Source organism: Chryseobacterium elymi (genome assembly GCF_003385495.1).
Classification (GTDB): Bacteria; Bacteroidota; Bacteroidia; order Flavobacteriales; family Weeksellaceae; genus Chryseobacterium; species Chryseobacterium elymi.
The window spans coordinates 1-12,463 of record NZ_QNUH01000025.1; the positions used below are offsets into that span (position 1 = coordinate 1).

The 12,463-nt window shown below is 39.0% G+C and carries 10 protein-coding genes; 9 read left to right on the forward strand and 1 reads right to left on the reverse strand.

Annotated features, from left to right (window positions below; genetic code table 11):
• Positions 1-205 precede the first annotated feature (205 nt).
• The 7 genes from DRF60_RS18840 to DRF60_RS18870 all read left to right on the forward strand — a co-directional run bounded on the left by DRF60_RS18840 (position 206) and on the right by DRF60_RS18870 (position 8,138).
• Positions 206-646, forward strand: coding sequence for a GreA/GreB family elongation factor (locus DRF60_RS18840; protein WP_116014435.1), 441 nt, complete (start codon positions 206-208; stop codon positions 644-646).
• 161 nt (positions 647-807) lie between these two features.
• Positions 808-1,602, forward strand: a complete 795-nt coding sequence (locus tag DRF60_RS18845) for a thymidylate synthase (RefSeq protein ID WP_116014438.1) — start codon at positions 808-810, stop codon at positions 1,600-1,602.
• The gene (locus DRF60_RS18850) at positions 1,602-2,516 is read left to right on the forward strand and encodes a hypothetical protein (protein ID WP_116014441.1); all 915 of its coding nucleotides are present in this window, start codon (positions 1,602-1,604) and stop codon (positions 2,514-2,516) included. Before DRF60_RS18845 ends, DRF60_RS18850 begins: the two co-directional genes overlap by 1 nt.
• A gap of 67 nt (positions 2,517-2,583) precedes the next feature.
• Entirely contained in the window at positions 2,584-3,906 is a 1,323-nt protein-coding gene (locus tag DRF60_RS18855; protein ID WP_238640244.1) for a serine hydrolase domain-containing protein, read from the forward strand.
• A 1-nt stretch (position 3,907) separates the two neighbouring features.
• On the forward strand, positions 3,908-4,138 hold the full coding sequence (locus tag DRF60_RS18860) for a hypothetical protein (protein WP_116014443.1): 231 nt from the start codon (positions 3,908-3,910) through the stop codon (positions 4,136-4,138).
• Between the two features lie 11 nt (positions 4,139-4,149).
• Entirely contained in the window at positions 4,150-6,660 is a 2,511-nt protein-coding gene (locus tag DRF60_RS18865) for a M1 family metallopeptidase (RefSeq protein ID WP_116014446.1), read from the forward strand.
• A 149-nt stretch (positions 6,661-6,809) separates the two neighbouring features.
• On the forward strand, positions 6,810-8,138 hold the full coding sequence (locus DRF60_RS18870; RefSeq protein WP_116014448.1) for a hydroxymethylglutaryl-CoA synthase family protein: 1,329 nt from the start codon (positions 6,810-6,812) through the stop codon (positions 8,136-8,138).
• Positions 8,139-8,208: 70 nt separating this feature from the next.
• Here DRF60_RS18870 and DRF60_RS18875 read toward each other — a convergent pair whose 3' ends face one another.
• Positions 8,209-9,141 (reverse strand): AraC family transcriptional regulator, encoded by a 933-nt coding sequence (locus DRF60_RS18875; RefSeq protein ID WP_116014451.1) that lies wholly within the window; start codon positions 9,139-9,141, stop codon positions 8,209-8,211.
• Between the two features lie 180 nt (positions 9,142-9,321).
• Between DRF60_RS18875 and DRF60_RS18880 the strand changes: the two genes are divergently transcribed.
• Both DRF60_RS18880 and adhP read left to right on the forward strand, forming a co-directional pair.
• Positions 9,322-10,851: an aldehyde dehydrogenase family protein gene (locus DRF60_RS18880; RefSeq protein WP_116014453.1), complete on the forward strand. Its 1,530-nt coding sequence runs from the start codon at positions 9,322-9,324 to the stop codon at positions 10,849-10,851.
• A 344-nt stretch (positions 10,852-11,195) separates the two neighbouring features.
• Positions 11,196-12,230, forward strand: coding sequence for an alcohol dehydrogenase AdhP (gene adhP / locus DRF60_RS18885; RefSeq protein WP_116014456.1), 1,035 nt, complete (start codon positions 11,196-11,198; stop codon positions 12,228-12,230).
• The last annotated feature ends 233 nt before the right edge of the window (positions 12,231-12,463 follow it).

Consider the following 12,463-nt stretch of genomic DNA (forward strand, 5'->3'; position numbering starts at 1 on the left):
AAAGAAATATAGGCAAATATAAAGCAAGAGCTAAGCCAATAGTCTCTAAAAATCAAAAGAATAGCTTGTGATAGTTTACTAACTTAATGACATTGGGCTTTAGCCCGCTTATTTTATGCATATTTGCAACCGGCTTCAGCCAAAATTTATCGGAAATTATCTCTGGAAAGAATGATCAAAAAAATTCTACTCAAAATTTCATACTATGAACAAACAGGAATTATTAAACATCATAAAAACAAAGCTCACAGAAAAAATACAGTCTTTTGAAAACCTGATTGCAGAAACCCGTGCCTCAAATAATGATACCAAAAGTTCCATGGGTGACAAATATGAAACCGGCCGCGAAATGCTCCAGCAGGAAATCAATAACCTTCAGCGGCAGCTTAACGAATCTTTGAATCAGCAATCAGTTATTCAAAAAATATCAGCTGAATCTTCAGACAAAGTCCAGAACGGATCTTTGGTGAAAACAGATAAAGGTTTCTTTTACGTTACCGTATCCGTGGGCGAAATTATTTTAGAAAACCAGAAGATCATGACGGTTTCTACAGAATCACCTCTTGTGAAAGCCATGTCAGGAAAAAAAGAAGGAGAGACTTTTGCTGTTAATAATATGACTCAGACTATTCAGAAGATTTGGTAGAATCATTTTATGTGAACTTAGAGATTTTTCGTTCTTTTGATTGAAAACTCAAAGAACATGATATACAAAGCATTCATGAAAATGGATGCTTTTTTATGATCTATAATACCTGTAAATCGTTTAATTTTTTCTAAATTTGAACCATAAAAAGCACTCTTAAAATGCAGAACTACCTGGAACTTTTACAGCATATTTTAGACAATGGAACAGATAAAACGGATAGAACCGGAACCGGAACCAGAAGTGTTTTCGGGTACCAGCTGAGATATGATCTGTCAAAAGGTTTTCCGATGGTGACTACAAAAAAAGTACACCTGAAATCTATTATTTATGAATTGCTTTGGTTTTTGAATGGTGATACTAATGTCAAATATCTCAACGACAACGGAGTGAGCATCTGGGACGAATGGGCTGATGAAAACGGTGATCTGGGACCTGTTTACGGTGCACAGTGGAGAAGCTGGCAGGGAGCCAATGGAAAGGTAGTAGATCAGATCACTGAAGTAATAGACCAGATCAAAAAGAATCCCGATTCAAGAAGATTGATCGTTTCCGCTTGGAATGCAGCTGAAATACCCAATATGGCCCTTGCGCCATGTCACGCTTTGTTCCAGTTTTATGTAGCAGATGGAAAGCTGTCGCTGCAGTTATATCAGAGAAGCGCTGATGTATTTCTTGGAGTACCGTTTAATATTGCAAGCTATGCCTTGCTGCTGATGATGGTGGCTCAGGTTTGCGATCTGGAAGTAGGAGATTATATCCATAGTTTTGGGGATGTTCATATTTATAACAATCATTTTGAACAGGTCAATAAACAGCTTTCCAGGGAGCCTAGACCACTTCCTGTTATGAAGCTGAATCCTGAGGTAAAAGATATTTTCAGTTTTAATTTTGAAGACTTTACCCTGGAAAATTATGATCCGCACCCGGGAATCAAAGCTCCTGTGGCGATATAATGAAACTTCTGGGATTTTTTGCCGTTTTTTCTATTGTTTTCCTCTTTAGTTGTAATAAAAAAGAAGAGAAAGAACCGGTAATTACAGATCTGTTGGTGGATAGTTTTGATTTTACAAAGGATGCCGTCTTCGATAGTACCAATGTACCTCAACGTTTAAGAAAGATAGTTAAAGATATTTCGTCTTTAAATATCTATGAAACAGAACAGGGAGGAAAAGGCGCTATAGATACACCTGCTAATTTCAAGAATTTCAAAAAATTATATAAAGCAGCTTCAGAACAGGAGCTGCTGTTGCTCACTGACAATAAAAACAGCGTAGTAGCAGTTTACGCTTCTGTCGGGTTATCAGAAAAAAATAATAAGTATACAGTTCCTGTTTTTCAGAAAATCCTTAACAGAAAAGGGATTATACACATTCAGAATGGATGTATTCTTAGTAATGATCATCCTGCGGAGCCAGTTTACTGGAAACAATATTACAAACTGAAACCTGAAGAGCTAAACTCAGACCCAAATTTGAAACAACTCGATAGCATGGTTCTTTTCATGTCAAATTCTTCTGACCTTATCCTTACAACAGCGTTGAGAAACAGAACCTATTCCGTCGGATTGAAAAACCAAATAGCGAAACAAACCTTCGAAAATCATAGACAGCCTGCATTGCTATATCTTCACTCATGGTACAAAAAGGAATATGCAGAACTGTTGCAGAAGGAGTTGGCAAGCCTTATCAAAAACGATTCTATTGATGCTGGGCATAAAAGGACTTATGTATCCATGCTTCTTTCCTTTAATAACACCGGAAATAAAAAAACAGTCCTGAATTATCTCAAAAAAGACAGCCTGTGGAAAGAGGATCATCAGATCATGTCCCAGCTGGAAAATAACGGAATCTCTTCTGAAGATTTATAAATAATATTCCTGCACCCGCTGCTGTAACAGAATCCTTAATTTTACTACTGATTAGAAAATTAATAATATGATTCTGAAAAAACTGTTTTTTGTGGCGACAGCAAGTATTTCATGTATGGCATTTTCTCAAAGTGCAAACAAACAGAAATTAATGGATTATCTTGATTCACTTTCTGTTCATCATAAAGTTATGGGAAGTTTTGCTATTGCAGAAAAAGGGCAACCTACTTTTCTGAAAGCTATAGGATTCTCCGATGTTGCAAAACAGCAGAAAGCCAATATAAATACCCAATACCGAATAGGCTCCATTTCCAAAACATTTACCGCAGTACTTGTGATGAAGGCTGTTGAGGAAAAAAAAATATCCCTTGATGCTAAACTTTCCACCTGGTATCCGGAAATAGAAAATGCAGATAAAATTACCCTCGAAAATCTTTTACAGCACCGAAGCGGAATTCATAATCTAACGGATGAACAGGAGTACTGGAGCTATAATACAACAGCTCAGACAGAACAATCCCTGGTGTCAATCATCAAAAAATATAAAAGCGGCTTTTCTCCGGGAACAAAATATGAATACAGCAATTCAAATTATATTCTGCTGGCCTTTATACTGGAAAAGGTCTATAAAAAAACTTACGCACAGTTGCTTAAGGCTAAAATTACAAATCCTCTGAAGTTAACACTGACGGAAGTGGGCGGAAAGATTGATCCTTCCAAAAACCAGGCGCTTTCCTATACCTATTCCAATGGGGGTTATCAGCCGTGGCAGGAAACAGATATGAGCATTCCTGTTGGTGCAGGAAATATCATTTCTACCCCTACAGAACTTCTGAAGTTTATCATTGCTCTGGAAAACGGAAAACTCATCAATAAAACCAGCCTTTCCCGGATGAAAAATTTTATCGACGGCTATGGCTATGGAATTGCACAGGTACCTTTTGAAAAATATTCGGGGTATGGACATAGCGGAGGAATTGATCAGTTCCGATCAGTACTGTATTATTTTCCAGAACTGAAAGTAGCAGTGAGTGCCATCACCAATCAATCAGATTACGATAATAACGATATTTCGATCAAAATGCTCCAGACAGTTATTGGAAAAGATTTTAAAATGCCTAATTTTAAAAAAGTTTCTGTAGCGGTTGAAATTCTGAAAAAATATGAAGGGCTTTACAAGACAGAAGGCTTTCCATTGGATATAAAAATATTCCAGCAAGAAGGAAAGCTGATGGGGCAGGCTACAGGACAGGGAGCATTTCCACTGGAAGCAGTCTCTGAAAGCGAATTTAAGTTTGAAATGGCAGGAATAAAAATGAAGTTCAATGCTGAGAAAGGAACTATGGACTTCTCACAAGGAGCCAATAATTTTACCTTTAAGAAACAATAAAATGAAATATTTAAAAATCAATACAGAAGACAATGCAGACCTTGCAGCACTTCAAAATGCAGTTCTACAACTGAAAGGCGTAGCTTCGGCAGAGATCATTGATGATGAAAACCCCGAAAGCGAACTGAAGAAAGCTTTTGCCAAAACAAAAGAACAGCTTAAAAAAGGAGACTACGAAACCTTGGTTAATGACATTTTTGATATAATAACAAAAAATAATTCTAAAAAATAATACAGTAATACATGAAAAAGGCGATTTTGTCCATTGCTATACTCGGAATTTTCTTTTCCACGAACGTATCAGCACAGACCGAAACTTCAGGAAGGGAAAAGGCTTACAGAGCCACACACACGAAAGTAACGGAACTTAAACATACCAAGCTTAAAGTCAATTTTGATTACCAGAAAGAGCAGATGGGCGGAGAAGAATGGCTGACAGCCTCTCCGTATTTCTATCCCACCAATGAGCTGATACTAGATGCAAAAGGCATGCTGATTCATGAAGTAGCTCTTGACAACAATGGAAAAAGATCACCTCTGAAATATGAATATAAAGATGAAATCCTGAAAATCAATCTGGACAAAACCTATCAGAAAAATCAGGAATATACGGTGTACATCAAATATACCGCACGTCCTAATGAGGTGAAACAGAAAGGAAGTATGGCCATCAATGATGCCAAAGGACTGTATTTCATCAATGCGCAGGGACAGGATCCTGATATGCCGACACAGATCTGGACACAGGGAGAAACAGAATCTTCTTCTGCATGGTTCCCAACCATCGATAAACCGAATCAGAAGACTACCCAGGAGATCTATATGACCGTTCCTGATAAATACGTAACCCTTTCCAACGGAATTCTAAAAGATTCACAGAAAGAAGGAAATAATTTAAGAACAGACCATTGGGTAATGGATAAAAGACATGCCACTTATCTGTTCTTTATGGGTGTAGGAGAGTATGCCATTGTTAAAGACAAATGGAAGAATATTCCTGTAGATTATTATATCGAAAAAGAATATGAGCCTTACGTAAAACAGATCTACGGAAATACTCCGGAAATGATCGAGTTTTTCTCCAAAAAGATGGGTTATGATTATCCCTGGGCAAAATATGCACAGATCTCAGGAAGAGACTATGTAAGTGGTGCCATGGAAAATACAACAGCAACCCTACATGGAAGTGATATCCTTCAGAAGCCGGGGCAGCTGATCGATGAAAACAAATGGGAAGATACTATCGCCCATGAATTATTTCACCATTGGTTCGGAGATCTTGTGACAGCAGAAAGCTGGAGCAACTTAACGGTAAATGAATCATTTGCCAACTATTCCGAATACCTTTGGAATGAATATAAATACGGAAAAGACCAGGCAGACTATCACCAGATGACCGATGTGAATATGTATATCCACAATCCGGCTGATTTCAAAAAAGATCTTGTAAGGTTCAATTATGATTCCCGTGAAGATGTTTTTGATCTGGTGACCTATCAGAAAGGAGGTGGAATTCTTCATATGCTGAGAAATTATCTTGGTGATGATGCTTTCTTTGCCGGAATGAACGACTATCTGAAAACCAATGAGTACCAGAATGCAGAAGCCCACCAATTAAGGCTTTCCTTTGAAAAGGTTTCAGGAAAAGACCTGAACTGGTTCTTCAATCAATGGTATTTCGGAAGCGGAAATCCAAAGCTGAATTACACATTTACTTTCGAACCGGTAAAAAAACAGGTAGCGGTAACGATCAGCCAGGCACAGGAGCAGCCATTTGAATTTCCTCTTGCCATCGATGTATATGATAACGGAAAGCCGAAAAGATATAACGTATGGGTAAATGCTGAAGCCAAGAATACATTCAATTTTGACGTTTCCAAAACTCCTGATCTTATCAACATCAACGCAGACGGAATTTTACTCGCAGATATTACAGACACCAAAACTCCGGAGCAAAACCTGATGCAGTTCACTAACTCCAAAGAATTCAAGAGCAGATACAACGCTTTATCAGCTATAAAAGATCAGGTAGGAAAAAATCCGGCCGCCACAAAATTGTTAGCTGCTGCATTAAAGGATCCTTACTTCAGAACAAGAATTAAAGCTCTTCAGTTGATGGATCTTTCAAACCCAGAACAGATGAAAGCCCTCGGTGCTGATGTTGAGAAATTAGCTTCCAACGACCCGAAAACTTTGGTTCAGGCTGCTGCAATTGGTGCTTTGGCTAAAACTAAAGATAAAAAATACCTTTCGCTTTTTGAAAAAGGAGTAAACGCTGTCTCCAATGCTGTAAAAGGAACTTCATTAAGCGCTGTGGTAACCATTGATCCTTCAAAAGCTAATGCATTGGCCGATAAAATTGATCTTGAAGGTGCTTCAGACGAATTGCTGACCCAGTTGCTTCCGGTAATTGTGAAAAATAAAGTGACTTCACAGATGGCAAATATCACTCCGCTTGTTGCTTTTTATCCGTTTATTAAGTTTCAGAATCCGGAATTGGGTAAATCTGCGGAAGAAGGATATAACTGGATCATGAGCTCAGACAATCTTAAAGCTACTGAAAACATTACCAAAATAATCCGCCAGGCAAAAGGTCAAATGGGAGATAACCCTCAGGTAAAAATGATGATTTCCCAGATGCTGAAAGATGGGCTAAGCAAAAAAATGGAACTGTTGAGACAGAATCCTCAGAATGCTGCCAGCATCAACAAACAGATTGATGCCATCAATAAATCTATTGAAGATTTTAAATAAACAGATCATTAAAATTATCAAGAATATAAGACCGCTGTATCGAACAGCGGTTTTTTTATGATTTTTGTATTTAAAAGACAAATTATGTCTACGAATTGAAGGTTTATTCAAACATCATTTTATAAATTCGTATAAAAATTAAGAATAAAATGACTTTTGGAATTGAGGCTGCGGGCTATTATGTGCCGTCTTTGTACTTAGAAATCAAAGACCTGGCGGAGAAAAGAGGAATTGAACCTGCAAAACTGGAAAAAGGATTGGGGCTACATAAAATGGGGTTTCCTGATGTTCATGAAGATGCCGCTACCTTTGCAGCGGAAGCTTTGTTGAAACTGATTAAAGATCATAATCTCAATCCTAAAGATATAGCCAGGATTTATCTGGGAACTGAAAGTGCCCTGGATGCTGCAAAACCTACGGCTTCCTACGCCATGCAGATGATAGAAAAAGTTCTGGAAAAAGAATTTGGCGAAAGATGTTTCAGGAACTGCGATGTGGTGGATATGACTTTCGCCTGTATCGGAGCGGTAGATGCACTTCATAATTCCCTTGACTTTGTAAGGGTGAATCCTGATAAAAAAGCAGTAGTTATCGCCAGCGATTATGCCAAATACGAGTTGGCTTCTTCTGGTGAATATACCCAGGGAGGAGGTGCAGTGGCCCTTCTCGTTTCATCAAAACCGGATCTTTTGGAGATTGAAAATAACTGGGGAGTAGCTACCGAAAGCGTTTTTGACTTCTTTAAACCCAGAAGGACCTACAGTAAAGAAGATCTGAATTCAGCTCCGGAAACTTTCCCTGATAAAATTGAGATCTTTACGGATGAGCCTGTTTTTGACGGACAGTATTCCAATCAATGCTATCAGGACAGGATCAGGGAAGCTTACCAGCATTATAAAGAAATTACAGGAAAAGATAAGCCTTATGAGGCCTGGAAATATCTTATTTTCCATCTTCCGTATGCTTTCCACGGAAAAAGAGTCTTCACAGAAATTTATAGCCTGGAAAACGGACTTCCTTATGAAACTCCTGACGAGCAGAAAGCGGTTGCGAAATCTGAAGATTATCTCAATTTTATCAGTGAAAAGATCGAAAGGTCCCAGCGGGCCTCCTCAGAAATAGGGAATATGTATACCGCTTCCATCTTTATGGCATTCCTTTCTGCAATACAGGTTGCTTTTGACAAAGGAGAAGAGCTGACAGGTGTAGAAATAGGCTTCTTAGGATACGGAAGCGGCTCAAAATCAAAAGTTTTTGCCGGAAAAATATCCAAAAACTGGGAAACTGCAGCAGCCAAATGGAATTTATTTGAAAATTTAAAAAACAGAACTGCTATTGATTTTGTAACTTATGAAAAGCTTCATAGAAAACAGCTGGAAAGCTCTGTCAATAACGACTATAAAGGTTTCGGATTGACCTCAGTAGAATCTGAAAATCCTGTTTTGAAAGGAGCAAGATATTATCATTATAAAGGTTAATTTATCTGTATAAACTATAAAAGCATTTCGTTTTCGGGATGCTTTTTAGTTCAAAATAACACTTTAACTTCTAATACCGTTCAGAAAATACAGTTGAGGTTTGATAATTTTTCGGAGTTACACCCACGAGCTGCTTGAACACTCTTGTAAAATAATTCGTATCCGAGAATCCTGTCTGATAGGCGGTTTCCTTAATGCTGTTACGTCCTGCGAGTAATTCCTTTGCCTTGTTGATCCTTTCCTGCAGGATAAAATCGTTGGGAGAAGTTCCCAGCTCATCTTTAAACATTTTAAAGAAATTGGACTTGCTTACATAAGCCAGTTTTGCCATACTATCGATAGAAAGCTTCTGGTGAAGGTTTTTACGGATATAATCTACCGCAAAACCTATCCGGGATTTATTTTTAGCAATATTTTTTTCCACCATGCTTCTGGCCTGGGTCTGCATAAGCCTGATCAAAAGTTCTTTCAGTGCAAAATCTGCCATGATATCCTTCTGGGAATTGTCATCCATTGCAATCCTCATGATATTGTTGGTAGCAGACGCTAAGGATTTATTATTAAAAAGAAAAAATTCGTCCAGCTGGATATTCCATTGGGAAGTTTCATCCACTTTAGGAAGGCTGTAATTTAAATAATTAAGAGAATCCTCTATAAAATCGGGATTAAGGCTTAAAGAGATACATTGGGTAGGTGCTTCGTCTGCCTCGGGAAAATCAATGACCATGGTTTCACCGGGTGCAACGAGAATGCTTTCACCGGGAAAATAATCAAAATAATTTGTTTTATTATCCAGCTTCATATGCTTTTTACCTCTCAGCATAGCCGTAAAAGCAATATTTTCAAAGTGAAGCTGGACTCCAAAAGCTGCCTTGTGTGTCTCATATATGCTGAATTCACAGTTGTTTAGATTGAATTTTGTCTGGTTTTCAACAAGGTTCAATAACTGGTTCTCCTTCTTTAATTCAGGAGTATTTAATAAAAATTTATTATTGTTATTCATTTCTAAACATTTTGTAAAACCCAATCACTCAAATATATAAATTTTAGTCCTAGACTGTTGTTAATAAAATTATAAAATTAAACATCTGCACTATTGTGATATTTTTTTACACGATTGTGCTATCACTTTTTCATCGGGAAATGTAATTTGGCATTACGAAAAAAATAAAATTATACTAATATGAGCACTATGACAGAACCGAAATCAGAAACCGCTTTTCAGTGGCCTGAATTCAAAAACAAATATGATAATTACATTGACGGTAAATTTACCCCTCCGGTAAACGGACAATACTTCAATGTAGTTTCGCCGGTGAATGGTAAAAACTTCACTCAGGTAGCACACTCTTCCAAAGAAGATCTGGAGCTGGCTGTAAATGCTGCAGACAAAGCATTCCAAACCTGGAAAAATACTTCATCTACAGAAAGGAGCATCATCCTGAATAAGATTGCAGACAGGATCGAGCAGAACCTTGAATACCTTGCTATTGTTGAAACCATTGATAACGGAAAGGCGGTAAGAGAAACACTGGCTGCCGATTTACCTCTTGCGATAGACCATTTCAGATACTTTGCTTCCGTAGTCCGTGCAGAAGAAGGTTCTCATAACGAATTGGATAAAGACACTGTTTCCCTGATAGTTCACGAACCGTTGGGAGTAATCGCCCAGATCATCCCGTGGAATTTTCCGATTCTGATGGCCGTATGGAAGTTAGCGCCCGCTTTAGCTGCTGGAAACTGCGTTGTATTGAAGCCTGCCGAAAGTACTCCGGTTTCCATCCTTGTTTTAATGGAGATTATCGGTGATCTGTTGCCTGCAGGCGTTATTAACATTGTGAATGGTTTCGGAGCAGAGCTGGGAAGAGCCTTAGTGACCAATCCTAAAGTTTCAAAAGCGGCATTCACAGGTTCTACAGCTACAGGACGTCTTGTGATGCAGTACGCTACAGAAAATATTATCCCGGTAACCCTTGAACTAGGTGGAAAATCTCCGAACGTTTTCTTCAGTTCCGTAATGGATGCTGATGATGAATTCCTGGATAAAGCAATTGAGGGAGCTGTTCTTTTTGCCCTGAATCAGGGTGAAATCTGTACCTGTCCTTCAAGACTGCTGGTTCAGGAAGATATTGCAGACGCATTTATCGCAAAAGTGGTTGAAAGAGTAAAAGCCATCAAAGTAGGAAACCCGCTTGATAAAACCGTGATGATGGGTGCCCAGGCTTCCCAGATCCAGAAAGATAAAATATTGTCTTACATTCAGTTAGGGAAAGAAGAAGGAGCTGAGGTTCTTGTAGGTGGTGACGTAAATAATGTGGGAGAAAACTTAGAAGATGGATTCTATATCCAGCCTACCATTTTCAAAGGAAACAACAGAATGAGAATCTTCCAGGAAGAAATCTTTGGTCCTGTCCTGGCATTTACGACTTTCAAAGATGAAGAAGAAGCTGTAAAAATCGCCAATGACACCATCTATGGTCTTGGAGCAGGAGTTTGGACAAGAGATGCGCATCAGCTGTACAATGTACCGCGCCAGATCCAGGCAGGAAGAGTTTGGGTGAACCAGTATCATTCCTATCCTGCAGGAGCACCTTTCGGAGGATACAAGCAGTCAGGAATAGGTAGAGAAAATCATAAAATGATGCTTGACCACTATCGTCAGACTAAAAATATGCTGATTTCCTACAACAAAAACAAATTAGGTTTCTTTTAATTTTTAAATATTAGGGCGTGCCCGTTTGCCCCGGCTCTGCCGGGGCAAAACGGTCGGGCTTTTCCAGGGCTCCACTTCGTTTCGGTGCTCCATTTTATTCCGCACCGGCTCGTTCCTCGCCGCCCTTCCTATCCCTCACGCGAAAAGCAGACGTCCTTATCTGAAGTATTTCCGGCAGGCAGTGAGTTTGTTGCCGTTAGGGGAGCTGAAATTTTCATATGAAAAGTCAGTTTTGCTTCACAAGTCAATAGTCAATAATCGGCTATTAGTAAAATTCACAATTGACGAGTGACGATTGACAATTCAAAATCATCATTAAACTAAAAAAACTAAACTCAAATACTATGATCCCTAAAACAATGAAAGCTGCCGTAGTTCAGGGCTACGGACAACCGCTGAAAATAGAAGAAGTTCCGGTAAGAGAACCCGGAAGATATGAAGTACTGGTAAAAGTAATTGCCTGTGGAGTCTGTCATACAGATTTACATGCTGTAGATGGCGATTGGCCGGCAAAACCCAAAATGCCTTTGATTCCCGGACATGAAGGAGTAGGCATAGTAGTGGCCTGCGGACCGGAAGCATACGTGAAAGAAGGTGATGCTGTAGGCGTTCCGTGGCTGTATAGTGCCTGCGGATGTTGCGATTACTGCATTACTGGCTGGGAAACACTTTGTGAGGCACAGAAAAATGGCGGCTACAGTGTAGACGGAGGTTTTGCGGAATATGTCATTGCAGATTCAAGATATGTGGGACATTTAAAATCCGATGTCAATTTTCTGGAGATCGCACCCATTTTGTGTGCAGGAGTAACCGTTTATAAAGGATTGAAAGAAACCGAAACAAAACCCGGAGAATGGGTAGCCATTTCCGGAATAGGAGGATTGGGACATGTGGCTGTTCAGTACGCCAAAGCAATGGGAATGCATGTCGCAGCGATTGATGTCGCGGATGATAAGCTTGAACTGGCGAAAAAGCTAGGGGCAGATCTGGTAGTCAATGCAAAAACTACAGATCCGGGGCAATACCTGCACAAAGAAGTTGGTGGAATGCATGGAGCGCTCATCACAGCCGTTTCCCCAATTGCTTTCAAGCAAGGAATAGATGTATTGAGAAGGAAAGGGACTATTGCTCTTAATGGGCTTCCTCCCGGTTCTTTTGAACTCCCGATTTTTGAAACCGTATTAAAAAGAATAACCGTGAGAGGTTCTATTGTGGGGACAAGAAAAGATCTTCAGGAAGCGCTGGATTTCGCCAATGAAGGTCTTGTGAAAGCAACGGTAACCTCAGCCAAACTGGAAGATATCAATGATGTTTTTGATAAAATGAAGAAAGGACAGATAGACGGCAGAATCGTACTCGATATTGCCGGCTCAAATTAGATTATGGTGGATTAATGTGCCAGGCAATTTATTTGCTGAGCTTTTTCTTAAGCGGATAATAAAAGATTATTGCAGAAATATAAAACCTTATAAGGCTGATCAACCCAAAGACGCAAGGTTTTTTGCGTCTTTGCGATAAAAAAAGCAAAATAACGAATAGCAAGATTCGTCAATTAAATCTTCGTACCTTAATAGAAACAAACGGAACTTCTCTAAGTTTAGTTAAAGAATAT